25 protein-coding genes are annotated in these 26,503 nt (G+C 72.3%); 11 read left to right on the plus strand and 14 right to left on the minus strand.

The features are described 5' to 3' along the window. Nucleotides 1-19 precede the first annotated feature (19 nt). The 3 genes from RKE38_RS04075 to RKE38_RS04085 all read right to left on the minus strand — a co-directional run bounded on the left by RKE38_RS04075 (nucleotide 20) and on the right by RKE38_RS04085 (nucleotide 1,775). Complete coding sequence (locus RKE38_RS04075) at nucleotides 20-547, minus strand: DUF4231 domain-containing protein (protein WP_316006168.1); 528 nt, start codon at nucleotides 545-547, stop codon at nucleotides 20-22. A gap of 83 nt (nucleotides 548-630) precedes the next feature. After that, nucleotides 631-1,029, minus strand: a complete 399-nt coding sequence (locus RKE38_RS04080) for a VOC family protein (protein ID WP_316006169.1) — start codon at nucleotides 1,027-1,029, stop codon at nucleotides 631-633. Nucleotides 1,030-1,157: 128 nt separating this feature from the next. Next, nucleotides 1,158-1,775: a hypothetical protein gene (locus tag RKE38_RS04085; protein WP_316006170.1), complete on the minus strand. Its 618-nt coding sequence runs from the start codon at nucleotides 1,773-1,775 to the stop codon at nucleotides 1,158-1,160. A 320-nt stretch (nucleotides 1,776-2,095) separates the two neighbouring features. Here RKE38_RS04085 and RKE38_RS04090 point away from each other — a divergent pair, with 320 nt between their 5' ends. Continuing rightward, the gene (locus tag RKE38_RS04090; RefSeq protein WP_316006171.1) at nucleotides 2,096-2,806 is read left to right on the plus strand and encodes a DUF72 domain-containing protein; all 711 of its coding nucleotides are present in this window, start codon (nucleotides 2,096-2,098) and stop codon (nucleotides 2,804-2,806) included. Between the two features lie 95 nt (nucleotides 2,807-2,901). On the opposite strand, the gene RKE38_RS04095 is transcribed toward RKE38_RS04090, so the two are convergent. Together RKE38_RS04095 and RKE38_RS04100 are read right to left on the minus strand one after the other, a co-directional pair. Beyond that, complete coding sequence (locus tag RKE38_RS04095) at nucleotides 2,902-4,575, minus strand: M28 family peptidase (protein WP_316006172.1); 1,674 nt, start codon at nucleotides 4,573-4,575, stop codon at nucleotides 2,902-2,904. 150 nt (nucleotides 4,576-4,725) lie between these two features. Then, nucleotides 4,726-5,649, minus strand: a complete 924-nt coding sequence (locus RKE38_RS04100) for a hypothetical protein (protein WP_316006173.1) — start codon at nucleotides 5,647-5,649, stop codon at nucleotides 4,726-4,728. A gap of 232 nt (nucleotides 5,650-5,881) precedes the next feature. Between RKE38_RS04100 and RKE38_RS04105 the strand changes: the two genes are divergently transcribed. The 3 genes from RKE38_RS04105 to RKE38_RS04115 all read left to right on the plus strand — a co-directional run bounded on the left by RKE38_RS04105 (nucleotide 5,882) and on the right by RKE38_RS04115 (nucleotide 8,305). Beyond that, on the plus strand, nucleotides 5,882-7,051 hold the full coding sequence (locus tag RKE38_RS04105) for a CoA transferase (RefSeq protein WP_316006174.1): 1,170 nt from the start codon (nucleotides 5,882-5,884) through the stop codon (nucleotides 7,049-7,051). Nucleotides 7,052-7,068: 17 nt separating this feature from the next. Further along, nucleotides 7,069-7,713 carry a hypothetical protein gene (locus tag RKE38_RS04110; RefSeq protein ID WP_316006175.1) on the plus strand — a complete coding sequence of 215 codons (645 nt, stop codon included), beginning with the start codon at nucleotides 7,069-7,071 and terminating at the stop codon, nucleotides 7,711-7,713. 91 nt (nucleotides 7,714-7,804) lie between these two features. Continuing rightward, a complete protein-coding gene (locus RKE38_RS04115) occupies nucleotides 7,805-8,305 on the plus strand; it encodes a hypothetical protein (RefSeq protein WP_316006176.1) in 501 nt (166 codons plus the stop codon). A 37-nt stretch (nucleotides 8,306-8,342) separates the two neighbouring features. Here the strand turns inward: RKE38_RS04115 and RKE38_RS04120 are convergent, their stop codons facing one another. Next, nucleotides 8,343-9,662 (minus strand): acyl-CoA desaturase, encoded by a 1,320-nt coding sequence (locus RKE38_RS04120; RefSeq protein WP_316006177.1) that lies wholly within the window; start codon nucleotides 9,660-9,662, stop codon nucleotides 8,343-8,345. Nucleotides 9,663-9,789: 127 nt separating this feature from the next. Then, nucleotides 9,790-10,896 carry a ferredoxin reductase gene (locus RKE38_RS04125; protein WP_316006178.1) on the minus strand — a complete coding sequence of 369 codons (1,107 nt, stop codon included), beginning with the start codon at nucleotides 10,894-10,896 and terminating at the stop codon, nucleotides 9,790-9,792. Between the two features lie 86 nt (nucleotides 10,897-10,982). Here RKE38_RS04125 and RKE38_RS04130 point away from each other — a divergent pair, with 86 nt between their 5' ends. The 3 genes from RKE38_RS04130 to RKE38_RS04140 all read left to right on the plus strand — a co-directional run bounded on the left by RKE38_RS04130 (nucleotide 10,983) and on the right by RKE38_RS04140 (nucleotide 14,531). After that, nucleotides 10,983-12,311 carry a helix-turn-helix domain-containing protein gene (locus RKE38_RS04130; RefSeq protein ID WP_316006179.1) on the plus strand — a complete coding sequence of 443 codons (1,329 nt, stop codon included), beginning with the start codon at nucleotides 10,983-10,985 and terminating at the stop codon, nucleotides 12,309-12,311. Nucleotides 12,312-12,378: 67 nt separating this feature from the next. Further along, entirely contained in the window at nucleotides 12,379-13,383 is a 1,005-nt protein-coding gene (locus RKE38_RS04135; protein WP_316006180.1) for a carbamate kinase, read from the plus strand. A gap of 5 nt (nucleotides 13,384-13,388) precedes the next feature. Next, entirely contained in the window at nucleotides 13,389-14,531 is a 1,143-nt protein-coding gene (locus tag RKE38_RS04140) for a ring-opening amidohydrolase (RefSeq protein WP_316006181.1), read from the plus strand. A 118-nt stretch (nucleotides 14,532-14,649) separates the two neighbouring features. On the opposite strand, the gene purH is transcribed toward RKE38_RS04140, so the two are convergent. The 3 genes from purH to RKE38_RS04155 are packed head-to-tail and all read right to left on the minus strand — an operon-like array spanning nucleotide 14,650 to nucleotide 17,567. Then, complete coding sequence (purH, locus tag RKE38_RS04145; RefSeq protein WP_316006182.1) at nucleotides 14,650-16,275, minus strand: bifunctional phosphoribosylaminoimidazolecarboxamide formyltransferase/IMP cyclohydrolase; 1,626 nt, start codon at nucleotides 16,273-16,275, stop codon at nucleotides 14,650-14,652. Beyond that, a complete protein-coding gene (gene purN / locus RKE38_RS04150; RefSeq protein ID WP_316006183.1) occupies nucleotides 16,272-16,898 on the minus strand; it encodes a phosphoribosylglycinamide formyltransferase in 627 nt (208 codons plus the stop codon). Before purN ends, purH begins: the two co-directional genes overlap by 4 nt. A gap of 60 nt (nucleotides 16,899-16,958) precedes the next feature. Continuing rightward, nucleotides 16,959-17,567, minus strand: a complete 609-nt coding sequence (locus RKE38_RS04155; RefSeq protein WP_316006184.1) for a helix-turn-helix domain-containing protein — start codon at nucleotides 17,565-17,567, stop codon at nucleotides 16,959-16,961. A gap of 85 nt (nucleotides 17,568-17,652) precedes the next feature. Between RKE38_RS04155 and RKE38_RS04160 the strand changes: the two genes are divergently transcribed. Next, the gene (locus RKE38_RS04160; protein ID WP_316006185.1) at nucleotides 17,653-18,159 is read left to right on the plus strand and encodes an ester cyclase; all 507 of its coding nucleotides are present in this window, start codon (nucleotides 17,653-17,655) and stop codon (nucleotides 18,157-18,159) included. 44 nt (nucleotides 18,160-18,203) lie between these two features. Here RKE38_RS04160 and RKE38_RS04165 read toward each other — a convergent pair whose 3' ends face one another. Beyond that, nucleotides 18,204-19,190 (minus strand): LLM class F420-dependent oxidoreductase, encoded by a 987-nt coding sequence (locus RKE38_RS04165; protein ID WP_316006186.1) that lies wholly within the window; start codon nucleotides 19,188-19,190, stop codon nucleotides 18,204-18,206. Between the two features lie 122 nt (nucleotides 19,191-19,312). Between RKE38_RS04165 and RKE38_RS04170 the strand changes: the two genes are divergently transcribed. Then, entirely contained in the window at nucleotides 19,313-20,974 is a 1,662-nt protein-coding gene (locus tag RKE38_RS04170) for an MFS transporter (protein ID WP_316006187.1), read from the plus strand. Here RKE38_RS04170 and RKE38_RS04175 read toward each other — a convergent pair. Further along, a complete protein-coding gene (locus tag RKE38_RS04175) occupies nucleotides 20,891-22,126 on the minus strand; it encodes a DUF6350 family protein (protein WP_316006188.1) in 1,236 nt (411 codons plus the stop codon). The genes RKE38_RS04170 and RKE38_RS04175 overlap by 84 nt on opposite strands. A 159-nt stretch (nucleotides 22,127-22,285) precedes the next feature. Between RKE38_RS04175 and RKE38_RS04180 the strand changes: the two genes are divergently transcribed. After that, nucleotides 22,286-22,786, plus strand: coding sequence for a SigE family RNA polymerase sigma factor (locus RKE38_RS04180; RefSeq protein ID WP_316006189.1), 501 nt, complete (start codon nucleotides 22,286-22,288; stop codon nucleotides 22,784-22,786). Beyond that, the gene (locus RKE38_RS04185; protein ID WP_316006190.1) at nucleotides 22,779-24,197 is read left to right on the plus strand and encodes a hypothetical protein; all 1,419 of its coding nucleotides are present in this window, start codon (nucleotides 22,779-22,781) and stop codon (nucleotides 24,195-24,197) included. The genes RKE38_RS04180 and RKE38_RS04185 overlap by 8 nt, the downstream gene beginning before the upstream one ends. 78 nt (nucleotides 24,198-24,275) lie before the next feature. Here the strand turns inward: RKE38_RS04185 and sucD are convergent, their stop codons facing one another. Together sucD and sucC are read right to left on the minus strand one after the other, a co-directional pair. Continuing rightward, on the minus strand, nucleotides 24,276-25,169 hold the full coding sequence (gene sucD / locus RKE38_RS04190) for a succinate--CoA ligase subunit alpha (protein ID WP_316006191.1): 894 nt from the start codon (nucleotides 25,167-25,169) through the stop codon (nucleotides 24,276-24,278). A gap of 18 nt (nucleotides 25,170-25,187) precedes the next feature. Continuing rightward, on the minus strand, nucleotides 25,188-26,372 hold the full coding sequence (sucC, locus tag RKE38_RS04195) for an ADP-forming succinate--CoA ligase subunit beta (RefSeq protein WP_316006192.1): 1,185 nt from the start codon (nucleotides 26,370-26,372) through the stop codon (nucleotides 25,188-25,190). Nucleotides 26,373-26,503: the final 131 nt, after the last annotated feature.

A 26,503-nucleotide genomic window follows, 5' to 3' on the forward strand; every position in this document is an offset into this window, starting at 1 on the left:
CGGACGCGCCGCGTTCTGTCTACGGAGGGTCGACGTCCGAGCCGGCCTCGGTGCGCATCGTGTCCGTCCACGTGGCGCTCTCCATGCTGGTGGCGTCCTGGAGGGACGCGGCCAGCCGTGCCCTGCGGGTGGTGGGGTCATCGAAGGGGCTGACCTCGGCGACGTACCGGAAGGCCTGGTGCCGCAAGGTCTCGGCGGTCGCGCGGTAGGAGATCCAGTTGGGGTGGAACTGGAACATCTGCTGGGCGCCCTCGAGCACCACGACGCCTCCGGCCAGTGACGCGGTGAGCGCTGCCGGTGCCCCGGTGGCAGCGAGGACGGTCACGACGGCGCCGAGCGTGATCGCGGTGAGCTTGAGGCCCTGGTAGAGGAGTCGGCTGCGGGTGGCGGCCGAGTCGTACCAGCCGAACACCGCGACCAGCTCCTGCCAGAGGAGGTCGGCCCGTTCGTCCTCCGAGCGCGGGTCCGGGAGGCGTCCCTTCAACGACTGCCAGGCGACGGCGTCCGGGGCCCTGCCGACGGACGCCTGGTCGGCGCGGTTGCTCATGCCGTCGAGCGTGGCACGGCCGGCTCGGGCGGTGAAGAGGAGGAGAGCGCCAGCCGTGCGCCGACGGCTCTGCGCAGGTGGCGCTACTGCGAGTGCGGACGAGGGGTGACGGTCTGCCCGCCCCACTCCTCGGGCTCGACGTCCCGCAGCGTCTGGTTGAGGACCCACTGGTGCCCGAACGGATCCGTGATCGTTGCCTGGCGCTCGCCGTACGGCCAGTCCTGTGGCGGGTCGACGAGCTGGGCGCCCTGTCCGGCGGCTCGCTCGACCACCTCGGCCACGTCGGCGACCTTGAACATCACCTGGTGGGAGACCGCCGGCTCCGGCGTCCGACGCCCGGGCCGCACCTCGGCCACCACCAGCTCTGCCGCGGGGCCGTCCGGCATACCGAGCTGCGCACGATGACCCTCGCCGATCCGGACGTGCTCGACGAACCCGAAGACGTCCGAGTACCAGGCGACGGCGGCCCTGACGTCCGCCACGGTCAGCACAGGAGTGACGCGGGCATGCGGCGCCGACCGGTTCATGAGCACGCAGCCACCCTAGGACGAGGACGCACCGGTTGGGTATGCCGCGAAGCCGGGTTCCCGGTCTCGCCGGCACGGCCTCGCTAGGGGCTCGGCGTGATGCGGAAGGGGACCGTCCGGGTCTCCCCTCCCTGGAACCGCAGGGTCAGGACCGCGTTCCGCGTGTCCGCGGGAACCACGAAGAGCACGTCGCCCCGCTGGGTGGCGTTCGCCGGCAGGAGCTCATCGAGTCCGCCCGAGGCAGGCACGATGTCCTCGCCGACCGTCACGGCGAAGCTCGCATCCCAGAAGTTCGCGTCGTAGGCGCGGTAGCTGCGCCCTCGCACCGACATGACCAGCGCGAGCTTGCCGTCCGCGTCCGGCCTGGCGGTGGCTGCGAGGACCTCGTAGGAGATGTCCCCGACGCGGAACTCCCGCTTCAACGGGATGAAGACCTTGTACGCGGAGGTCGAGCCGGACCCGGATGAGCCCGAGGCCGGGAGGGACCCGGTCGCCGCGGCCACCGAGGGTGAGCCGGTCAGCCCGACGGGCGGCGGTGCCTTCGTGCTGGCCGCAGAGGTCGACGGAGTGGACGAGGCGTTGAGCCAGCCGACCTGGTTCAGCCCCAGCAACAGTCCTGTGGCGGCAGTGACCAGCGCCGCGACCGCCGTCAGGACGCCGGGCGCGCTGGACCACCAGCCTGCTCGCCCTCCCTCGGCCATGAGCGGCGCTCCTCTGCCTCCGGCTGGCCGTCGTCCTGCTCCAGCGGCCGCAGCGGACCTCCAGCGCCCCGTGCGGCTCCCTGCGTCCGGTCACGTCGGGCGTTGCTCTCCCAGTCCATGGTTCGAGGCCGGTGAGCCCGAGTCACCATGCAATCGTCGTAGTTTGCCCCCGGCTCGTTCCGGTTGCCCCTGCGCACGCAGGTGTGTGGACCTGGCTCCGGTTCGGCGATACTCGCCTGCATGGTCGAAAGGGAGGAGCCGCGAAAGTTCCTGGCAGGGCCCTCGTGACCCCGGCGGCCCTTGGGCTGACGGACGTCCGCGTGGGGCTGTGTGGTTGGACCGTCTCGCAGGCTTCGTACGCGCGTCGCTTTTCTGTCGTGGAGGTGCAGCACACGTTCTACGAGCCGCCATCGGATGCCGTCCTGGCGCGCTGGCGGGCCGAGGTGCCAGACAGCTTCGAGTTCACCATCAAGGCGTGGCAGGTCGTCACCCACGAGTCCAGCAGCCCGACCTACCGCCGCATGAAGCGCCCTCTGCCGGACAGCGCTCGTGGTCGGGTCGGCGGGTTCCGGACGACCCCTGAGGTCCTCGGGGGTTGGCAGCGGACTCTTGACTGCGCTCGGATCCTGCGGGCCACAGCCGTGCTGCTCCAGTGTCCGCAGAGCTTCCGACCCACGGACGAGAACGTCGCACGGCTGCGTCACTTCATGTCGCAGGCGGAACGGCCCGCCGGACGCGTGCTGTGGGAACCCCGGGGTGCGTGGCCCACACAGCTGCTGACGGAGCTGTGTGCCGAGCTGGACCTGGTCCACGTCGTCGACCCGATGCAGAGCGAGACGGTGACGCCGGAGCAGACCTACTACCGGCTGCACGGCACGACGGGTTGGCGGCACGTCCACACCGATGACGAGCTGCGCCGGCTCCGGGACCAGGTCCAGGGCCGGCAGTCGCCGTACGTCATGTTCAACAACATTCCCCGAGCGGGAGATGCCGAGCGCTTCCTCGCCCTGCTCTCGGACCGAGGTGCGTGAACGTCGACGGTGGTCCCGCCGTCGCGGCCGACGGAGGTGGAGGGAGTCGGCCGCGACGGCATACCGAGGGACAGCTGGGGTGACGCGACGGGTCGTCAGCTGGCGACGGCGCCCTTCAAGGTCCCCACCCGAGTGGGATGCGACAGCTTCTTCGCGTGCCCACCGTTGGCAGGCGAGGACGTGAACGCCTGACGGTCGTACGCCATGTGGCCGACCATGTACGCGAAGGTCTTCGACATCCAGGTCAGCACCTCGGGGTCGTTGTTCGACAGGTTGTCGCACCAGCGGAACGGGTTGTCGACGCAACCGCCGTCGTCCCCGGGAACCGTGCCCTCGAAGTTGCCGGTGTAGCCGCCGAACAGCGCGACGTCGGACGCGAGCTTGCAGCAGTCCTGGCCGGTGAGGACGCCGCTGGCCGGGATACCTGCCAGCTGGAACATGAACGCGTCCGTGCCGTCGGCCGAGAAGAGGATGTGGTTCTTCCCGATCGAGTTCAGGTAGTCGATCCCGTAGTCGCGCGCGATCGCCGACGGAGCCCAGATGCTCGGGGGCATCGGTGTCCCGGGGTTCCGCGAGAACAGGTCCACGCCGTCCTTCGGGTCGAGCACGCCCGCCACGTAGTTGGGCGTGGCGAGCACGTCCGCGTCGAGGTCGTACTTGATCTTCGCGAGCTCGTCCGCCGACAGCGTGTTGACGTAGTAGTCGGACCCGAGCAGCCCGAGCTCCTCGCCGCCGAACCAGATGAAGCGCAGCTTGTTCCGGGTGTTGGTGTTCTTCAGCTGCTGCGCGATGTCGAGGATCGCGGCCGAGCCCGAGGCGTTGTCGAGCATCCCCGCGCCGTAGATCGCGTCGAGGTGTGCGTCGACGACCAGGATGTTGTTCGGGTCGCCGCCCCTGGAGTCGGCGATGACGTTCCAGTCGGACCTGTTCGGGTCGTCGATGGCCTTGACGTCGATGGTCAGGATCGGGCCGGTGCCCCCGGTCGTCTGGCTCAGGAGCTGGCTGCCCACGGCATACGAGGTGAAGATGACCGGGATCCGCTCCCCACCAGACAGGGAACCGGCGAAGACGCCCGTACGACCGGGGTTGCCCTCGTTGAAGATCACGGCAGCAGTGGCCCCGGCCGCCTGCGCGTTCGCGACCTTCTGCGAGAAGGTGCAGGTACCACGCTGGATCAGCGCGATGTTGCCGGGCACGAAGCCGGCGAAGTCACTTGCCTGGCACCCGCTCGCGGAGCTGGGCGTCGGCGTCGCCGGCACGACGATCCCGCCCGCAGGCTGCAGCCTCGCGGTGGCCGTCCCGGCGACCGGTCCGGGGTTGAAGTCCGTGCCGAGCACGAACGACTTCGGGATCGGGGAGACCTCGTTCATCACCGGGGTGCCGACGAAGCTGAAGTAGTGGAACTTGTACTCCTGCAACGTCACGTCGTACCCGGCAGCCCTCATCACATCGGCCACGTAGTCGGCCGACGCCTTGTAGCCGGGCTCACCGGAGTTGCGGGAGGGGTGGCCGTCCGCGCCGGGGTTGGCGTCCGCGATCTGCTGGAACCTGACCATGTGCGCCCAGAGGTCTGCCCTGGTGACGCAGTCGACGAGCTTCTGCGGGGTGTCGTTGACCCGCTGGGCGCAGGCCGTCGGGTTGGCGTCGGACGCCGTGCCGGCGTCGGCGCTCGAGGCGAGCATGGGCAGGAATCCGGTCGCCGTCGCCACCGCTGCTGCGATGGCGAGTGCCAGCCGGCGCCCTCGTAGGCGTCCGTGTCGTGGGCTCATGGTGTGCTCCCTTGCTGACAGTGCTCCGGCTCGGGCGGAAATGTCACGAACCGCCACCATGTTTCGCCCCCGCCGCAGCGCCCACACCCCCCAATCTGCGTAGTTTGCGTGCGGCTCGTTCCGGACGACCCCGTATGCCGCGGGTGCGCGTCAGCGACGGATGACCACCGCCTCGTAGCTCGGGGCGGTCGGCGGCAGGCCGGTGTCGAACTTGGCGTTCGCCACGACGAGCCGGTCGCCGACCCTGGCCACCGTGGTGGGCACCTCGAACAGCGGACTGGTCAGCACCGCCGTCTGGGTGCCGCCCGAGAGGTCCCCGGCCAGCTGGTACTGCACGACCTCGTTGTCGAAGTTCCGCACCGCCCACAGGGTCCGTCCGGACAGCAGGATGCCGTCGACGTTGGGCACCGACACCCCCGGCAGCGCGCGGCTCGCGCCCGTCGACGGGTCGACGATGTTCACCGCCCCTTGGGCGGTGTGCGCGACGAGGAGCCATCGGCCGTCCGCCGTCGCCTGGATGCCGTTGTTGTTGAACGCGCCGCTGGTGTCGGCCGCAGGCCCGCTCAGCGCGAGCGTCGACATCGCGCCGGGAACCGCGTCGACCACCGGGACGAAGTAGAGCGAGGACCGGGACGAGTCGGTGAACCACGCGCCGCCCGGCACCAGGGCGACGTCGTTGACGAACGTCGGAGCCGAGGCGAAGTGGTAGGCGGCGACGGGCGCCCCGGAGCGCGTGTCGTACACGTACCCGTCACCCGTGGGCCCACCCGCGACGAAGAGCAGATGGTCGGCGAGGTCGGCCTTCATCCCCACCGCCCACCTCCCGGCAGGGGCGTGCACGACCTTGGCCGCCGTCCCGGTGCGCAGGTCGCCGAGGTAGACGTCCCCCGTGAGCAGGTCGCCTGCGTAGAACCGCGTGCCCCCTGCCGCAGCGACTCCCTCGGTGCCGGTTGCGCCTGGCAGCGGGATCACACCGGTCCCCACGCTGGCCCCCGCGGGACCTCCGATCAGTGCCACGCTCCCCACCACGGCCGTCGTCACGGCCAGCACCGACCTCAGCAGCTTCGACGCCATCGACCTGGTCCTCTCGTACGCCCGGCGCAGGGTGCGCCGGTGGGCCCCAGCCGACCTCCCTGCACGGGCGGCACCCTCCAGCGCACGCCGTGGCGGGGCCGCCCACCACCACCAAAAGGCGTACCGCCTGCCAGCGCGCCCCTGCCACCTGCGCCCCGCCGACCTGCGCCCCGCCGACCTGCGCCCCGCCGACCTCTCCCCGTCCGCCGACACCCGCTGACAGGATGAGCCCGTGACAGCACCGCTGGAGGACATCACCGTCGTCGACCTCTCCCGGGCCCTCGCGGGGCCGCACGCCGCGATGATGCTGGGAGACATGGGAGCCCGCGTCATCAAGGTCGAGACGCCCGGCACCGGCGACGACACCCGCGGCTGGGGTCCGCCCTTCGTCGGCCCCGAGGACGACCCGGTGTCGACCTACTACCTCAGCGCGAACCGCAACAAGGAGTCGATCACCCTCGACCTCAAGTCCGACGACGGCCGCGACGTCCTCACCCGCCTCGTCCGCGCGGCCGACGTCCTCGTCGAGAACTTCCGCCCCGGCGTCCTGGACCGCCTCGGCTTCCCCGTCGAGCGGCTGCACGAGCTGAACCCGCGAATGGTGATCCTGTCCATCAGCGGCTTCGGCCACGACGGCCCGCAGGGCGGTCGCCCCGGCTACGACCAGATCGCCCAGGGCGAGGCCGGCCTCATGTCCGTCACCGGTCCCGACGCGGACACCCCCCAGCGGGTCGGCGTGCCCATCGGCGACCTGCTCGCCGGCATGTACGGCGCCTACGGCGTCGTGGCCGCCCTGCACGAGCGGTTCCGCACCGGCCGCGGCCGCGTCGTCCGGACCAGCCTGCTCGCGGCCATCGTCGGCGCGCACGCGTTCCAGGGCACGGCCTACACGGTCGCCGGCCACGTCGGCCACGCCCAGGGCAACCATCACCCGAGCCTGTCCCCCTACGGCCTGTTCCACTGCAAGGACGGCGACATCCAGGTCGCCTGCGGCAGCGAGTCGCTGTGGGTCAAGCTGGCCACCGCGTTCGGCATCGACCCCGCCGCCCCCGGCATGGCCACCAACCGCGAGCGCACCGTCAACCGCGACCGAGTCACGGCCACCCTCAACGCCGCGTTCGCCGACCACCCGCTCGCCGAGCTGCTTCCCCGGCTCGCCGCACTCGGCATACCCGCCGGGGAGGTGCGCACCATCGACCGCGTCTACGACTGGGACCAGACCCGCTCGCAGGGCCTCGTCATCGAGGTCGACCACCCGACGCTGGGGACCATCGAGCTCCCCGGGCCGCCGATCCGCTTCGACGACAACGGGTATGCCGGTGGGCGGGCCGAGCACCTCGCGCCGCCGACGCTGGGCCAGCACGACAAGTCCGTCCGGACGTGGCTCGACGGGCTGGACTGACGCGGCATACTCCGCCCATGGGGGTTGTCCAGGGGGACGTGGGGCTCGACGACGCCGAGCCACGGGCGGCGCGACGCCCGTGGTGGCGGCGCTGGAGCCGGCGCCGGGCCTCGGTCGCGGTCGGCGTGGTCGCAGTCGTCGGCGCCACGATGTGCCTCACCGGGATCGGCACGGGTGAGGGACCGCTCGGTCCGACCGACTGGGGCGCGAGCGCAAGGGCGAGCCGCGATGTCGGCGACGAGTTCACCGAGGGAGCGGTCGCACTCGTCAACGACGGCTGGTTCGACGTGCACATCGAGAGCGTCCGGCCGGTCCCCGTCGAGGACGCCGCACGCGGGCTGGCGGTGACGTCGGTGCGGCTGGCACCACGGGTCCAGGGTCGTGACGGTATCGGGCTCGTGGACGGCTCGGGCGCAGAGGTCGTCCCCCTGGCGGACCGACGGCCACCCTCCGGCTACACCATCCCGCGCACCAGGGACGAGGGGCCGTTCGGCGGCAGCGCCGAGGTACTCGTCTCGTATGAGGTCACCCGCCCCGGCACCTGGGAGTACCGCGGGTACGAGGTCGTCTACCGCTCGGGGCTGGTCCGGCACCGGATCGTGCTGCCGTTCGCCGTCGGGGTGTGCACCCCGGCCGGCAAGGACTGCGGCCCCGCCAGCTGAGGCGGCGGCCACGTGGGGATGGACCGGGGCGGCACGGACCTGCCACCGTCGAGGGGACGACGTCGGCCGTCGAGCGATCCGGAGGCCCGTGATGGACGTGTCCACCTTCTACGCGCTGTTCTCCGCGACCTGCTTCACGCTGGTCGGTCTGTGGTGGAACGTCGTCCAGCGGCACGAGGCATGGCTCCGCCTCCCGGCCGTGCGTCGTGATGCCGGCGGTGTCTACCTGTCGTTCCTGCTGCCCGCCCTCATGGGGCTGTTCGCGCAGGTCGGCGGCACGACCGACCCCGGAATCTGGCGAGCGACCTTCGTCGTGGTCGCCGCGGTGGGGTGCTGGTCGACCCTGCACCTGCTCTCGCGGGCGCGCCGTGAGGGCGGGCCCGGCTCGCTGGTGCGGCCACGCACGGCCGCAGCAGCCCTGTACGCGCTGATCGCGGTGCTCGGTGTCGCGCCGGCACTGGCGGAGCCGTTGGACGTGACGCCGCTGCAGGCCGAGGCGATGCTGCTCGTCCTGCTCGTCACCCTGGCCCACTGGCTGGTGTGGGAGTTCATGACCCACACCGAGCCGGCGGACAACGCAGCCGAGGCCTGACGCGGGAGCGTGTCAGGCCTCGGAAGCGCAGACGGGGTCAGGCGGTGCGGGCGGAACCGCGGCCGCCGCGCAGCTTGCGGCGTACCCGCTTGCCGACGGCCTCGGCGGCGATGCCGACGCGGGTCCGGCCGGGCTGCGGGTTCGGCAGCGCGAGGGTGACGACCTGCTTCCACGCCGAGGCGACCTGCTTGGGCAGCGGACCGGTCGTGTAGGACAGGCCGTAGCGCTGGCAGATCTCCTGGATGCGCGGGGCGATCTCGGCGTACCGGTTGCTCGGCAGGTCCGGGAACAGGTGGTGCTCGATCTGGTGCGACAGGTTGCCGGTCATGAGGTGCATGGCCTTGCTGCCGCTGATGTTCGCCGAGCCGACCATCTGGCGCAGGTACCACTCGCCGCGGGTCTCCCCGTCGATCGAGGACTTCGCGAACGTCTCGACGCCCTCGGGGAAGTGGCCGCACATGATGACCGAGTGGGTCCACACGTTGCGGACGGTGTTGGCGACGAAGTTCGCGCCGAGCGTGTGGAAGAACGACGGACCCGACAACAGCGGGTGCAGCAGGTAGTCCTTGCGCGCCTGGCGGCCGATCTTGCGCAACACCTTGCCGGCGTCGCGGCGGAACGTCTCCTTGTCCTTGCCGCGGCCCTTGAGGTACGCGCCGACCTCGAGGTCGTACGCGGCGATGCCGTACTCGAAGAAGAGCATGTTGACGAAGTTGTAGACCGGCTGGCCGAGGTAGGACGGCGTCCAGCGCTGGTCCTCGTCGACGCGCATGATGCCGTAGCCGAGGTCGTTGTCACGCCCGATCACGTTGGTGAACGTGTGGTGCAGCTCGTTGTGCGAGTGCTTCCAGAACTCCGACGGGGACGCGTTGTCCCACTCCCACTCCTGGCTGTGGATCCGCGGGTCGCGCATCCAGTCCCACTGCCCGTGCATGATGTTGTGCCCGAGCTCCATGTTCTCCAGGATCTTCGCGACCGACAGGCCGGCCGTCCCGACGAACCACGCCGGCGGGAAGAGCGAGAACAGCAGCACCGCGCGCGAGCCCATCTCCAGGCCGCGCTGCCACTTGAGGACCTTGCGGATGTATGCCGCGTCGGCGGCACCGCGCGAGTCGAGGACCTCCTGGCGCAGGGCGTCGAGCTCGGCGCCGAGCGCCTCGATCTCCTCCGCGGTGAGGTGGCCGGCCGGGTCCGGCTTGCCGGACGGCTTGGCGGCGTGACGGCGCTCGGTGGTCACGGTCGACAGCCGGCTGTTGAGCGAGGTCGTCCGCTTGGGCGCGCTGGGCGTGCCGGCGAGCGAGCCGTCGATGCTCAGGTCGAAGTCGTCGGTGGTGGTGGTGCGGGCGGTGGCGGTCATGAGTGGGGCTGCTCCCGTTCTGTGGGGGTCTCAGGACTGGGTTCGGGTGCGTCGCCGTGGTGACGCTGGGTCGGTGGCGACGTCGTTGTCGATGGGGGCGCTACGCGGGGGCGTGGCGCCCGAGCGGTCAGAGGTCGATCTCGCACTCGCCGGCGGCGGCGGAGATGCAGGTCTGGATGCGGACGCCGTCGCCCTCGCTGGCGACGGTGAGCTCGCCGTTGCGCAGGTCGCGCACGGCGCCCTGCTTCAGCGGCACGACGCAGCCGAAGCAGATGCCCATGCGGCACCCGGACGGCATCAGCACGCCGGCCTCCTCGCCGGCGTCGAGGATCGGGGTGGCGCCGTCGGCCTCCACCACGGTCCCCTGGCGGCCGAAGGTCACGGTGCCGCCCTCGCCCTCGGCGATCACGACCGGCCGGAAGCGCTCGGTGTGCAGCCGCTCGGAGAGCCCGGCCTCGGCGTACGCCTCCTCGAAGGCGTCGAGCAGGCCGGTGGGGCCGCACGCCCACGTCTCGCGGAACCGCCAGTCGGGCACGAGCTCGTCGAGGTCGGCCGGGGCGAGGATGCCGTCTGTGTCGGTGTGCCGCTCGACGAGCGTCAGGCGACCGTCCTGCGCCCACGCCCGCAGCTGCGCGCCGAAGACGACGTCGTCACGGGTCGGGGCGGAGTGCACGACGACGACGTCGCGCAGTTCGTCGAGGTGGTTGCGCAGCATGCCCATGACCGGCGTGATGCCCGAGCCGGCGGTGACGAACAGCGCGCGGGCCGGGACCTGCTCGCCGAGCGTGAAGTCGCCGGTCGCCTGGTCGAGGTGGACCAGGGTGCCGGGCTGGAGCGCGCGGACGACGTGGTTGCTGACCTTGCCGTCGGGGATCGCCTTGACCGTGATCGAGATGAGCCCGTCAGGGGAGTCGACCGGGCAGGTCAGGGAGTAGGCGCGCCAGTTGCGCACGCCGTCGACGTCGACGCCGATCCGGATGTACTGACCGGGGACGTGCCCGCGCCAGGACCGGCCGGGCCGCAGGACGACGGTGGCGGCGTCACGGGTCTCGGGGGTGACCGAGACGACCCGGGCGCGCAGGTCGGCCCCCGCGCGCAGCGGTGCGACGAGGTCCAGGTAGTCGGAGGGGAGCAGGGGGTGCACGACGGCTTCGGCGACCCGCCACAGGGCAGTGCGCAGGGGTCGCCTCGTGGGCGCCGGCGACGCGGTGCGAAGTGGGAGAACTGCGGTCATGGTTCCATGATGGCTGCCCGGGTAGGCTAGTTTCCTGACCGCGACGCGTGAGTTCAGCGCGCTTTGTTGTTCGCAGGAGACAAAAGATGGCCACATCTGTCCCATCAGAGGCACCACGCCCCACCAGCCAGGGCTCGGCCGCCCCACCGACGAGGTCGGGCGGCTCCGTCGGGTCCGGCCCGGCTACCGCACCGTCGACCGGTTCCGCCACGGAGCGGGCTGCCGGGCTCACCCTGCCACCCGACGTCCTGTCCCGGCTCAAGGGGGCGCTGCCAGGTGTGGCCACCCACGCCGTCGAGGCCATCATCGAGGAGGTCCCGAGCTACGCCAGCGCCCGCGAGTACCTCGTTGGCAACATCGAGACGGCCGTGCAGGTTGCCCTCGGCACCTTCCTGTCGATCGCCGCCCGGTCCGACGACCCGAGCACCCCGCTCGGCCCGGCGCTCGTTGCGTCGTACGACCTCGGCCGGGGCGAGGCGCGCAGCGGCCGGAGCATGGACGCCCTGCTGTCGGCGTACCGCATCGGCGCGCGGGTCTCCTGGCGCGGGCTGAGCGAGGAGGCGGTGCGCGCCGGGATGAGCGCGGAGGCGCTGGCCCGGTTCGCCGAGCTCGTGTTCGCCTACATCGACGAGCTGTCGGCGGCCAGCGTCAGCGGTCACGCCGACCAGCTCGCCTCGGCCGAGCGGCTGCAGCAGCGCATGCAGGAGCGGCTCGCGCTGGACCTGTTGCGCGGCACCACCGAGGACGTCGTGACCCGTCGCGCGGAACGGGCTGGGTGGGAGCTGCCGCGCACGGTGACGGTGCTGCTCGTCCCCGACTCCGAGACCCACCACGTGCGGGGACTCGTCGACGGACGCAGCCTGATGCTGTCGGAGGACGTGCCAGGCGTCGAGGCCTCGGAGGACGTCGTGGCGCTCGTCGTCCCCGGCCTGACGCCGACGACCCGTCGCCGCCTTGTGCGCCAGCTCGAGGGGCACGACGCCGTGGTCGGGCCGACCGTCCCCTGGCGCCAGGCAGCCGCGTCGCACAGCCGGGCGCTGCGCGGGCGTGTGGCCCGCGGTGGCGAGCCCACGGCATACGACACCGACGCGCACCTGGCCGAGATCGTGCTCGCCGCCGACCCTCAGGCGCTGGCCGACCTGCGCGCCCGGGCGCTCGCGCCACTGGATGACCTGACCCCCGCCGCGCGCGAGAAGCTCGAGGAGACACTGCGGTTGTGGCTCCTCCTGCGGGGGCGGCGCGAACCGGTCGCGGAGGCACTGTTCGTGCACCCGCAGACGGTGCGGTACCGCGTGGGGCAGCTGCGCGAGCTGTTCGGCGACGCGCTCGACGACCCCCGGGCGGTCGCGGACCTGCTGGTCGCGCTGGGTGTGGCAGACCTGCCAACACCCGCGCCCGCGTTGGGCAGGTCCTGACGACGTCAGGTCGCCGGAGGGCTGCCTAGGCTCGCCGCACAGGTCGGGCGACGGGCGGGGAGGTGGAATGCGCGTACTCATCGCGCTGGGCGGCAACGCCATGACCGGCCCCGACGGCAGCGCCACGCCCCAGGCCCAGCGCCATGCCATCGCCGGCGCGATGGAGCACGTCGCCGAGGTCGTGGCGGCCGGGCACGACGTCATCCTCACCCACGGCAACGGCCCGCAGGTCGGCAACCTTCTGGTCAAGAACGAGCTCGCCGCGCACGTCGTCCCGCCTGTGCCGCTCGACTGGTGCGGCGCCCAGACGCAGGGGACCATCGGCTTCACCATCCTCGACACGCTCGAGGCCGCCCTGGCCCGGCACGGGGTGCAGCGCCGGGTGGCCGCGCTGGTCAGCCGCACGCTCGTCGACGCCGACGACCCGGGCTTCCGGCGGCCGACCAAGCCGATCGGGCGCTACCTGCCGCGCGAGCAGGCACAGGTGCTCGTCGACCACGGCGAGACCTGGGAGGACCGGGGCGAGAAGGGCTGGCGCCGGGTCGTCGCCTCCCCCGAGCCGGTCGAGGTGCTCGAGACGCCGACGTTGCTGACCCTGCTCGAGGACGGGTACGTCGTGGTCGCCGCGGGCGGTGGCGGCATCCCCGTGGTGCGCGCCGTCGACGGCTCCGTCCACGGGGTCGAGGCGGTCATCGACAAGGACCTCACCGCGGCCCTGCTCGCCCGGGCGGTCGCGTGCGACGTGCTCGTCATCGCGACCGACGTCGACCACGCCGTCGTCGGTTACGGGACTGCGGACGAGCGACCGCTCGGCGTCGTGTCGGTTGCCGAGCTCGAGGGGTATGCCGCGAGCGGTGAGTTCGCGTCAGGGTCGATGGGGCCGAAGGTCGAGGCGGCGCTGCGGTTCGCGCGGGCCGGTGGCACGTCGGTGATCACCTCCCTCGAGCGGATCACCGAGGCCGTGTCCGACCCGGGGGCGGTCGGCACCACGGTGGGCGGTGCACCCTCGGCGGGCACACGGCATACCGCGTCCCCTACTGCTGCAACGCAATCCCCACGAGACGGAAGGTGACACCCATGCCCGAGCCCATCGAGGTGCGCAAGGTCCCGATCCACAGCGTCTCCGACGCGTCCGAGCTGACGAAGCTCATCGACGACGGCGTCCTCGAGGCCGACCGGGTCATCGCCATCATCGGCAAGACGGAGGGCAACGGCGGCGTCAACGACTACACGCGGATCCTCGCCGACCGGGCGTTCCGCGAGGCGCTGGTGGCCAAGGGCGCCGACGCCGAGCGGGTCAAGGAGGTGCCGATCGTGTGGTCCGGTGGCACCGACGGGGTGATCAGCCCGCACGCGACGATCTTCGCGACCGTGCCGACGGAGCGGGCCGAGCAGACCGACGAGCCGCGGCTGACGGTCGGGTTCGCGATGAGCGAGGTGCTGCTGCCGGAGGACATCGGTCGGACCGCGATGGTGAGCAAGGTGGCCGACGCGGTCAAGGTCGCGATGGAGCGGGCGGGGATCACCGACGTGGCCGACGTCCACTACGTCCAGACGAAGACGCCGCTGCTCACGATCGACACGATCCGTGACGCCAAGAGCCGCGGTCACGACGTCTTCACCGAGGACACGCTCGCGTCGATGGACGTCTCCAACGGCGGGACGGCGCTCGGCATCGCGGTCGCACTCGGGGAGATCGAGATGCCGCGCGACGAGGACGTGCTGCGCGACCGGTCGCTCTACTCCTCCGTGGCGTCGTGCTCGTCGGGTGTCGAGCTCGACCGGGCGCAGGTGGTCGTCGTGGGCAACGCCCGAGGGATCGGTGGGCGCTACCGCATCGGCCACTCCGTCATGCGTGACGCGCTCGACGCCGACGGCGTGTGGTCGGCCATCCGTGACGCGGGGCTCGAGCTGCCCGAGCGGCCGCACTCCTCGGACCTGCAGGGGCGGCTGGTCAACGTGTTCCTCAAGTGCGAGGTCAGCCAGGACGGGCACGTGCGCGGTCGCCGCAACGCCATGCTCGACGACTCCGACGTGCACTGGCACCGGCAGATCAAGGCCGCGGTCGGTGGCGTGACGGCTGCCGTGACGGGTGACCCGGCGGTGTTCGTGTCGGTGTCAGCCGCGCACCAGGGCCCCGACGGTGGCGGCCCGGTCGCCGCGATCGTCGACCTCGGCTCCGGTGAGCCGACCGGCTACCGCTCCCCCGACCCCGCCTGAGACGTCACCCCTACTCTCGCAAAACAACGGTTGCTCGGCTTCCCGCGGGTCGTTGTCCCGCGGTTTGCCGAGCAACCGTTGTTTTGCGCGAAAGCCTTTGAGCCGGTGGGCGCGGCGACTAGTGGGCGAAGTGGCGGGTGCCGGTGAAGTACATGGTCACGCCGGCTGCCTTCGCGGCCTCGACGACCTCCTCGTCACGCACCGACCCGCCGGGCGCGACCACCGCGCGCACCCCCGCGTCGAGCAGCACCTGCAGGCCGTCGGCGAACGGGAAGAACGCGTCCGACGCAGCCACTGCACCCCGCGCACGCTCGGCGCCGTCGTCCCCGCCGTTGGCCCGCGACACCGCGAGGTGGCACGAGTCGACCCGGTTGACCTGCCCCATGCCGATGCCGACCGACGCGCCGTCCTTGGCGAGCAGGATCGCGTTGGACTTCACCGCGCGCACCGCCCGCCACGCGAACTGCAGGTCCGCGAGCGTCGCCTCGTCGGCCGCCTCCCCGCACACCAGCCGCCACCGCGAGGCGTCGTCGCCGCCGGGCACGTCGCCCTCGACGACCGCGTCCACCCGGTCGACCGTCTGGGCGAGGATGCCGCCGCTGATCGCACGGAACTCGACCGGGTCGGCATACCGCGTCATGTCGGCGGGCAGGCGCAGGAGGCGACGGTTCTTCTTCTGCCGCAACAGCTCCAGCGCGTCCTCGTCGAAGTCCGGTCCCACGATGACCTCGCTGAACGTCTCGTTCGCCGCAGCCGCCATGGCCGCCGTCACCGGGCGGTTCGTGGCGATGATGCCGCCGTACGCCGAGACTGGGTCGCACGCGTGCGCCGCGGCATACGCGTCCTCGATCGTGGCGCCAACGGCGATGCCGCAGGGGTTGGCGTGCTTGATGATCGCGACGGTCGGCTGGTCGCCGTGGTCGTTCGCGGCGCGCACGGCGGCGTCGGCGTCGACGTAGTTGTTGTAGGACATCTCCTTGCCGTGCAGCTGTGCCGCCTGCGCCAGGCCCGGCCGCCAGTGCGTGTAGAGCGCGGCTCCCTGGTGCGGGTTCTCGCCGTACCGCAGGACCGCCTTCTTCTCCCACGTCGCGCCGGTGAACGCAGGCCAGTGGTCCTCGCTCGGCGACAGCACCGTGCCGAACCACGAGGCCACCGCCACGTCGTAGGAGGCGGTGTGGGCGAAGGCCTGGGCCGCGAGCGCCCGCCGCTGCGCCAGCGTGAACCCACCGCCCGCGATCGCCTCGAGCACCGCCGGGTATGCCGCGGGGTCGGTGACGATCGCGACGCTCGGGTGGTTCTTGGCAGCGGCCCGCACCATCGTCGGGCCGCCGATGTCGATCTGCTCGACGCACTCGTCCGGGGTCGCGCCCGAGGCGACGGTCTCGCGGAACGGGTAGAGGTTCACGACGACGAGCTCGAACGGCGCGACGCCGAGGTCGGTGAGCTGCTCGACGTGGTCGGGCTTGCGGGTGTCGGCGAGGATCCCCGCGTGCACGATCGGGTGCAGCGTCTTGACCCGCCCCTCGAGGCACTCGGGGAAGCCGGTCAGGTCGGCCACCTCGACGACCGGGATCCCGAGCCCGGCGATCAGCGACGCCGAGCCGCCGGTCGACACGATCTCCACCCCGGCGGCGTGCAGCCCCTGGGCGAGCTCCTCGAGCCCGGTCTTGTCGTAGACGGAGACGAGGGCGCGGCGGACCTGGCGGACGTCCTCGCTCGGCCCGGGGGTGCTCACGGTGCTCACGGAATGCTGGCCTTCCCATCGGTGACGGTGATTCCCTCGCGGGCCGCGCGGCCCACGTACTCGACGAGCAGCGGGTGCTCGACAGCCTTGATGCGCTCGTGCAGCGCGTCCTCGGTGTCCCCCTCCAGCACGGGCACGGTCGCCTGCGCCAGCACCGGCCCGGTGTCGACGCCCGAGTCGACGACGTGCACGGTGCAGCCGGTCTCGGTGGCACCGGCGGCCAGCGCGTCGCGCACGGCGTGCGCGCCCGGGTACAGCGGCAGCAGCGCCGGGTGGGTGTTGAGGACGACCCAGCGGGAGAGGACCTGCGGGCCCAGGAGCTTCATGAAGCCGGCCGACACCACGAACGCCGGGTCGTGGTCGCCGATCCGGCGCGCGAGCTCGGCGTCCCACGCCGCCCGGTCCTCGTGGTCCTGGACGCGGCACACGAACGTCGGGATCCCCGCCGCACCGGCCCGGTGCAGGCCGGCGATGCCCGCCCGGTCCGCGCCGACCGCGAGGATACGGACGCCGTATGCCGGGTCGGCGGCGGCGTCGATGAGCGCCTGGAGGTTGGTGCCCGACCCGGACACGAGGACGACGATGCCGGTCGGCTCAGCGGTGCTGCGCTCGGGCGTCGTCACGGGGAGGAACGATACCGACCCGCGACGGGCCTCTGGCCGTCGCGTCCGGGCGCCGGACGGTCAGGCGGCGACCAGCTCGCGGACGAGCAGGTCGCCCAGCCACGAGCCGAAGCGGTCGGGTGACCAGCCCGCCTCCACGACCAGCGACTGGTAGACGCCGGGCGCCGCCATGGCCCGGAACAGTGCCTGCGCCTCGGGCAGCGGGACTCCCAGGCGGTCCTGCACCGAGGCGACCATCGTGTCCATGACCCGGTTGCGCCCCGCGAGCTTGGCACGCAGGAGCCTGCGCGTCGGGCCGTCCTCGTCGACCGCGGAGTCGAGCACCTGCACTACGTCGAAGCCCGCGGCATACAGGGCGGCGAGCCAACCAGCCGCACCACGGACGCGGTCGACAGGCTCCGCGAGCGCCAGCACCTCCTGCGCCCGCTCGCGGGCCCGGGCGTCCTCGAGCCACGCCTCGCAGATCGCCGAGAGGATCTCGCGCTTGGTCCCGAAGACCGTGTAGACGGTCCGAGGGGCGACCCCGGCCTCACGAGCCACCTCGGCAAGCGACGTCGTGGAGTACCCCTGCCCGGCGAAGAGCCGGCGGGCAGCTTCCGCGATGCGGCGCCGTGTCGCGAGTGCCTGCTCCTCGCGCAGGGACGACGACCTCTTGACCTCCTCGACCACGAAGAGGACAGTAGCAGTGCATTCAATGCAGCATCACTGCACTCAATACATCACCACTGCATGACCGACCTCTGGAGGACCTGCCATGACCACCACGACGACGGACACGACGAGCACGCGGCCGAGCCCCGCTCCCGCCTCCCCCAGCACAGCCACGGCCACGGCGCCGGACCCGGCCGCCGTGATGGTCCTCCGGCGCATCTTCGACGAGGGGTTCGCCACCGGTGACGGGGCCGTGGTGGACGAGCTCTGCTCCCCCGACCTCGTCGAGCACCAGTTCGGCATGGCCGGCAGGGGCGCCGAGGCGCTCGACCACCTCCGGGAGGCGATGGCGCAGGTGCACGCGGCCATGCCGGACATCGCCTTCACGATCGAGGACGCCGTGCAGTCCGGCGACACCCTGTGGGCGCGTGTCACCGGACGCGGGACGGCCACCGACCCGTTCTTCGGGCCGCCGAGCGGCCGCCCCGTCGAGATCACGGTGATCGACGTGGTGCGCGTGGTCGACGGCCGCATCGTCGAGCACTGGGGCGTGCCGGACCGGTTCGCCCTGCTCGCCCAGACCGGCGTCCTGGACCGGCTGCAGGCCTGACCGCCCGTCACCCCGGTCCGGCGACAGGCGGCGCAGCACGTCGATCAGCTGGAGGGAGCCGCGTCCCGCAGCTTCGCCAGTAGCGGCTCGGCCGCCTCGTCGAGGAAGCGCTGCTGGCCCTCGTCGCCGACCTGCACCACGGCGATGTCGGTGAAGCCGGCCTCCCAGTAAGCGCTCACCGCCTCGACGATGCCGTCGAGGTCCGGGCCGCACGGGATCGAGTCGGCGACGTCCTCGGGCCGGACGAACTGCGACGCCCCGGCGAACCCGGCGGGCGTCGGCAGGTCAGCGTTGACCGACCAGCCACCGCCGAACCAGCGGAACTGCTCGTGCGCGCGCTTGACGGCCGTGTCGCGGTCGGGGTCCCACGAGATCGGGATCTGGCCGATGGCCCGCGGCTTCGACGCCGAGTCGGGACGCGAGGCGAGGAAGCCCTCGATGAGCTCCTTCTCCGGCTGCACGGCGATCACGTGGTCGGCCAGCGGCCCGAACCGCTCGTACGACTTCTCCCCCGACACGGCCACGCCGATCGGGACGCCGCCGTCGGGGCAGTCCCAGACGCGGGCCGAGTCGACCCGGAAGTACTCGCCCTCCCACGTCACGAGCTTGCCGGTGTGCAGCTCGCGGATGATGTGGATGGCCTCCTCGAGCATGTCTTGCCGGACGCCGACGGAGGGCCACCCCTCGCCGACGACGTGCTCGTTGAGGTTCTCGCCGCTGCCGAGGCCGAGGGTGAAGCGCCCCTCGGACAGCAGCTGGAGCGTGGCGGCCTTCTGTGCGACGACGGCCGGGTGGTACCGCGTGGTCGGGCAGGTCACGTAGGTCATGAGCTCGAGCCGCTCGGTCGCCTGCGCCACGGCGCCGAGCACCGTCCAGGCGTAGGGGGCATGCCCCTGCTCGGTCAGCCACGGCGAGTAGTGGTCGCTGCTCACCGCGAAGTCGAACCCGGCCTCCTCGGCTCCGGTGGCGTACCCGACCAGCTCACGGGGTCCGGACTGCTCGGTCATGAGGGTGTACCCGAATCGCGTCATGCCCCCAACCTCACACGGCCCGCACGGCCTCGCACGCCAGCCGAGTTGGGGACCGCGCAGCTCCCCAACTCGGTCCGGATCGCGGTCGTGGACAGGACGGAGGCGACGTAGGCTCGGGGGTCATGACCGGGGTGTCGTCGACGGCGGGGACCATCGACGCCGAGCCGGCGGTGCCGCTCGACACCGCGCAGGGCCGGTGGATCGTGGCGGCCACCGTGCTGGGCTCCGGCGTGGTCGGTATCGACGCCACCGTCGTGAACATCGCGCTCCCCGCGATCGGCCGCTCGCTCGGGGCCTCCTTCGCGTCGCTCCAGTGGGTCGTCACGGCATACGCGCTGACGCTGGCGGCGTGCATCCTCGTCGGCGGCTCGCTCGGCGACCGGTTCGGCAGGCGACGCATCTTCCTCGTGGGGGTCGTGTGGTTCGCGGCGGCCTCCCTGCTGTGCGGCGCCGCCGGGTCGGCGCCGTTGCTGACCGCCGGCCGGGCGCTCCAGGGCATCGGCGGCGCCCTGCTCACCCCCGGCAGCCTCGCCATCCTGCAGTCCACGATCGCCCCCGCCGACCGGGCCCGCGCCATCGGGCTGTGGTCGGGCCTCGGCGGGGTGGCGACCGCTGCGGGCCCGTTCCTCGGCGGATGGCTGGTCGACGCGGTGTCGTGGCACTGGGTCTTCTTCGTCAACCTCCCCGTGGCCGCGGTCGTGGTGGCGGCGACGCTGCGGCACGTGCCGGAGTCGCGTGACAGCACGGCAGGAGGCCACCTCGACGTGCCCGGCGCGGTCCTGGGCGCCGTGGCCCTCGCCGCCGCGAGCTACGCCCTGATCGCCGTCGGGGGCGGAGGCAGCCCGGCCCTGGTCGCCGTCAGCGCGGCCGTGGCCCTGGTCGCGGCCGCCGCGTTCGTGGTCGTCGAGCGACGGTCGGACGCGCCGATGCTGCCGTTCTCGATCTTCTCCTCGCGGGCCTTCAGCGCCACGAACCTGGTGACCTTCATCGTGTACGGCGCCCTGTCGCTGGTCTTCCTCGTCCTCGTGCTCCAGCTGCAGGTCGTCTCGGGCTACGGCCCCATCGCCGCCGGGGTCTCCCTGCTGCCGGTGACCGGGCTCATGCTCGCGCTGTCGGCCCGGTCGGGGGCTCTCGCAGACAGGATCGGCCCGCGGCTGCAGCTGACCACGGGGCCCCTCGTCTGCGCGCTCGGGCTGCTCCTCATGCTGCGGATCGGGCCCGACGCGGACTACCTGACGACGGTCCTGCCCGGCGTGGTCGTCTTCGGGCTGGGGCTCGCCGTGCTGGTCGCGCCGCTCACCGCGACGGCACTGTCGTCCGCGCCGGCGGAGCACGCGGGGCTCGCCAGTGGGGTCAACAACGCGGTCGCCCGGACCGGGGGGCTGCTCGCCGTGGCCGCAGTGCCGGCCCTCGCGGGGCTGACCGGCGAGGTCTACGACGACCCTGTGCGGTTCGCGGAAGGGTTCCGAACCGTCCTGCTCTGCGCGGTGGTCCTGCTCGTGCTCGGAGCCTCCGCCGCCGCGCTGTTGAGCGAGCGCCGACGCCCGCGTCCCCACCGGCGGCCGCACGCCGTGCCCTCGTGCTCGGTGGCGACGCCCCCGGCAGTGGTGTCGGTCGCCTCATCGGCGGGGCTTGCGCCCGTCACCCCGTCGGCGGAGCACCCGATGGTCGCCTCACCGGCGGGGCACCCGCCGCTCGCCTCAGCGGCGGAGCTTCCAGCGGTCCCAGCCGAGGGCGACGAGGGACCCCAGGGCGACCTCGACGAGCAGCGCCAAGGTCATTGAGCCGGCCGGCGCGCCGATCCGGGCCAGCCGGGCCGCGCCCAGCGACGAGCCGCCGAGCACGTCGAGCAGGCCGACGGCGGCCGCCGTGACGACCACCGCGACGGCCACGACGCCCAGCTTGGTCCGCTGGCTCGACAGCCGCGAGACGGCGCGCAGCGCCCGCCAGCCCACGAGGGCGCCGACGCTCACCGGCACCAGCACGAGCAACGGCAGCGCGCCGGGGAAGGCGCCGGGCTCCGGCAGGGCACCGAGCACGGGGACCATCGGCAGGATCGAGGTCCGGCTCCCGGTCCAGGTCGCCGATGCCCCCTCCACGGCCGAGAAGCCCGTCCCGGCGAGGAACGACACCGCCCAGAGCGCGAGGTTGGGCAGCACGGCGAGCTGCGCGAGCACGAGGACCGCGCCCCCGATGACGCCGGGCGACAGCTCCGACTGCAGGTGGGCCACCCGGTCGAAGTGGAGGACGACCATCACGACGCAGACCACGATCCCGCTCGCGACCAGCACCGCCGCGCCCTCGAGCCCGGCACGCAGCCCCCTCGGGACAGCAGCGGGCAGCCAACCGGGCCGACGCATCGCCTCGCCGAGCAGCTCCGGCCGCCGCCGCACGTGCCGCACCAGGGTCAGCACAGCCGCGAGGACCGGGATCACGAGCACGGGCAGGGCCACCGTCCACGCCACGGGCGTCGGACCGGCCAGCGCCGCCGCGAGCCACCACAGGGCCGCGCACACGGCATACCCGCCGGTCCACGCCCCGAGCTCGGCGACCAGGCGCCGATGGACGAGGCCGCGCAGCGGGCGCGGTTCGCGGTCCTGCGCGGAGTCGAACGTCGCGCGCCCCGCCGACCACGTCGCCCCCAGGACCGCCAGCAGCAGGAACAGCAGGGGCACCACGGTGACGGTGGCCGCGCCGACGCGCAGGTGCGCACCCCCGCCGAGCAGCCACAGGCTCGCCCCGGTGCCGAGGGCCGAGGTCCACGGCACGGTCGACTGCGACGCGGCCACCCAGACGAGCAGGGCGGGCAGGACGAACACACAGGCGCTGACGGCGGCGGCTCCGGCACCGGCGAGCGCCGCCCGCCGCAGCCCGGCCGGGTCGACACTCCCCCGGTCGGTCGTCGTTCCCCCGCGCAGCAGCTCCATCACAGTCATGACCGCTCCATGGTCGCCGACCCGCGGCGCCGATCCGCCGAGCAACGCCGAGGGCCGGCAAGAAATGTCCGAACGCGCCGCAACCCGCGCGTGCCGAGGCGCGTCTGCTGCGGTGTGATGGCCCTGGGGACCCGAGGAGGCAACGCCCGGGAGGTGTCGATGGGACCGCGCTCGGACGAGGACGAGTTCGACGCGTTCTACCGCGACACCTCGCGGCGCGTCGTGCACCTCGTCTACGGGTTCACCGGGGACCTGACCGTCGCGCAGGACAGCACCCAGGAGGCGTACGCCCGCGCCTGGCAGCAGTGGTCGACCGTGCGGAACCACGACGACCCGCTCGCCTGGGTCCGCACGGTCGCCCGGCGCATCGCGATCTCGGCCTGGCGCAAGCGCACCAGCCAGGACCGCGCGTACGAGCGGCACGGCGCCCATGAAACGACCGGGCCACCGAACGAGGACCGGGTCGCCGTCGTGGCCGCGATGCGCGAGCTGCCCGACCCAGTGCGCGAGGCCGTGGCCATGCACTACATCGGCGACCTGTCGATCGACCAGATCGCCCACGAGACCAACACCCCCGCAGGCACCGTCAAGGCCCGCCTGCACCGGGGCCGCGCACTGCTCGCGCAGGCCCTGAAGCACGAGGAGACCGACCATGGCTGAGCACGACGAGTGGACCGCGGCGGACGACGCCCTGGTGCGCCGCGCCATGGCGACCCTGCGCACCGACGTCGAGTCGCTGCCGCTGCCCGACGTCCGCTTCGTCAGGGCGAGGGGGCGGGCGCGTCGGCGCCACCGGTTTCTCGCGCTGAGCGCCGCGGCCGCGGCTGCCGTGGTCGTCGCCGGCACCGTCGGGTATGCCGCGTGGGGGCCGGCCTCCTCGCGCACCCCGGTCACGCCGGCCTCGAGCGGGCGGACGGCGTCGACGACAGCTCCCCCGTCGACCACGACCACCGCGACCGACAGCCTGGCCCAGCCGGGGGCGCTGCCCCAGCTGACCGAGTGGACCTCCTCGCTCGGGCTCACCGGGACCGTGCGACTCACCCCGGTGAAGCCGTTCGGGCCCATCGAGTGCCTGTCCTCCGAGCCGGGCACCAAGGTGCAGCAGGAGGAGGTCACCCGGGCCCCGGAGTTCCAGGGCGGTGCGACGCGGTTCCGCATCGGGACGGGCCAGGACCCGCAGACGGCTGCCGAGAACATCGCCTCGGACCTCGCCGGCTGCCAGCTCGCCCCGGGCTACACGGTCACGCCGCAGTCGTCCGGTGCCTTCCCCCGGCTGTTCTCGTACACGGCGGGTGACGCCGGGTCCGGCTGGTGGGTCGTCGCAGCAGGCCCGCACGACGTGGCGGTCATCCAGCTGAACCAGAACGACCGCCCGAAGTCCGGCTTCACCCGCGCCCAGGTGGTCAAGCTCGCCGACATCGCCGAGCAGCGGCTCGCCCGCTACGGCTCGGGCACGACGAAGACGGCCACGTCCACGCCGGACACCAGCGGCCCCAAGGCCCTGGACGAGAACATGCAGGTCGTCGGCCCCGCCCCGGTCCCCTCGTCGGCGCTGTTCGTCGCCGCGTCGCAGTGGAGCTCCACCGCCCTCACCGGCGGGGCTGCGACGAACGCCGGCCCCGGCGCCCTCGAGGGCTCGACCACGGTGGCCTCGTGCGAGACCGACCAGCAGCAGGCCGCGATCGGCGGCCGGGTCGGGATCGTCTCGGTGCGGGTGGGCACGAGCAGCACCGGCTACATCGGTCGGCAGCGGGTCCAGCTCGACGACTCCACCGGCTCGGACACCCAGCAGGCCTACGTCGACGCGCGGCTGGCGGAGGCGAAGAAGCTCTTCGGCCGCGGGTGCGCGGTGCCCAACGCGAAGATCAGGTCGACGCCCGGACCCACCGCGGGCACCTGGCGGCTCGACACCGTCTTCACGGACGGGACGGCCACCCTGTCGGAGTGGGTCGGCGTCACCGCCCAGAAGACGCCCGGAGCCGTGTCGACCGTCGTCATCACGAAGATGGCCGACCCGAAGCAGGGTTTCGCCGAGCTCGACCGCCTGCTCAACCTGGCCCGGCAGAAGTAGGCACCCGGCATACGCCGCGACGACGCGAGGCCGCCACCCACCAGGGTGACGGCCTCGCGAACTGCGGTGCGGCAGGACCTACTTCTGCAGGCCCTGCATGATCTCGCGCATGAGCTCGGCGGTCTCGGACGGCGTCTTGCCGACCTTGACGCCGGCGGCCTCGAGGGCCTCCTTCTTGGCGGCGGCGGTGCCGGACGAGCCGGACACGATCGCCCCGGCGTGGCCCATGGTCTTGCCCTCGGGGGCGGTGAAGCCCGCGACGTAGCCGACGACCGGCTTGGTCACGTGCTCCTTGATGTATGCCGCGGCCCGCTCCTCGGCGTCGCCACCGATCTCGCCGATCATGACGATGGCGTCGGTCTCCGGGTCCTTCTCGAACGCCTCGAGGCAGTCGATGTGGGTGGTGCCGATGACCGGGTCGCCGCCGATGCCGACCGCGGAGGAGAAGCCGAGCTCCTTGAGCTCGTACATCATCTGGTAGGTCAGGGTCCCCGACTTGGAGACCAGGCCGATGCGGCCCGCGCCGGCGATGTCGGCCGGGATGATGCCGGCGTTGGACTTGCCGGGGCTGATGAGGCCGGGGCAGTTCGGGCCGACGATGCGGGTCGTGCCCTTCGCACGCGAGTAGGCGTAGAACTCGGCGGTGTCCTTGACCGCGATGCCCTCGGTGATGACGACGGCCAGCGGCATCTCGGCGTCGATCGCCTCGACCACGGCCGACTTCGCGAAGGCCGGCGGGACGAAGATGACTGACACGTTCGCCCCGGTCTCCTTCATCGCCTCGGCGACGGTGCCGAAGACGGGGACGGTCACGCCGTCCTCGAAGTCGACCGTCGTGCCGGCCTTGCGGGGGTTCACGCCACCGACGATCGCGGTGCCGGACCTGAGCATGCGCTGGGTGTGCTTCATGCCCTCGGAGCCGGTCATGCCCTGGACGATGACCTTGGAGTTCTCGTCGAGAAAGATTGCCATTTCGCTTCTGTCCCTTGCTCAGTTGGCCTGCGAGGCCAGCTCGGCGGCCTTGCGGGCCGCGCCGTCCATGGTCGCTTCGATGGTCACCAGCGGGTGGTTCGCCTCGGCGAGGATCCGGCGGCCCTCCTCGACGTTGTTGCCGTCCAGGCGCACGACGAGCGGCTTGGTGGCCTCGTCGCCGAGCGCGTTCAGGGCGCCGACGATGCCGTTGGCGACGGCGTCGCAGGCGGTGATGCCGCCGAACACGTTCACGAACACCGACTTCACCTGCTCGTCGCCGAGGATGATGTGCAGGCCGTTGGCCATGACCTCGGCCGAGGCGCCGCCGCCGATGTCGAGGAAGTTGGCCGGCTTGGGCGAGCCCGGGAACTCCTCACCGGCGTAGGCGACGACGTCGAGCGTGGACATGACCAGCCCGGCGCCGTTGCCGATGATGCCGACGGAGCCGTCGAGCTTGACGTAGTTGAGGTCCTTCTCCTTGGCGGCGGCCTCGAGCGGGTCGGCCGCGGCCTTGTCCTCCAGGTCCGCGTGGTCCGGGTGACGGAAGTCGGCGTTGCCGTCGAGGGTCACCTTGCCGTCGAGGGCGATGATGTCGCCGTCCTCGGTCTTGACCAGCGGGTTGACCTCGACCAGCGTCGCGTCCTCGTCGCGGTAGACCTCCCAGAGCCGCTGCAGGACGGGCACGATCTTGGCGCCGGTCTCGGCGTCGAAGCCGGCGGCCTCGACGATCTCGCGGGCCTTGGCCTCGTCGACGCCGGTGTTGGGGTCGACCTCGATGCGCGCGAGGGCCTCGGGCCGCTCGACCGCCAACTGCTCGATCTCCATGCCGCCCTCCTTGCTGCACATCGCGAGGTAGGAGCGGTTGGCGCGGTCGAGCAGGATCGAGAAGTAGTACTCCTCGGCGATGCGCGCGCCCTGGGCGATCATCACGGTGCCGACGGTGTGGCCCTTGATGTCCATGCCGAGGATGGCCTGCGCGTGCTGCTCGGCCTCGTCGGCGGTCTTGGCGACCTTGACGCCGCCGGCCTTGCCGCGGCCGCCGGTCTTCACCTGGGCCTTGACGACGGTCACGCCGCCGGACTTCGGGCCGATCTCCTCCGCGGCCGCGCGGGCCTCGGCGGGGGTGGTGGCGGTCTTGCCGGCGAGCACGGGCACACCGTGCGCCTCGAACATGTCTCGGGCCTGGTACTCGAACAGATCCACGTCTGACGTCCTCGTCTGGGGAAGGGTGTGGTTCGCGCCCGAGACTAGTCCCGTGCGCGGAGGGCGGCGCCCGGGGGTGCGGGGAGTGGGACCAATCTCACCGCTGACGCGCCGCGCACGGCCTCCACGGA

Origin of the sequence: Phycicoccus sp. M110.8, assembly GCF_032464895.1 — a bacterium.
Lineage (GTDB): Bacteria > Actinomycetota > Actinomycetes > Actinomycetales > Dermatophilaceae > Pedococcus.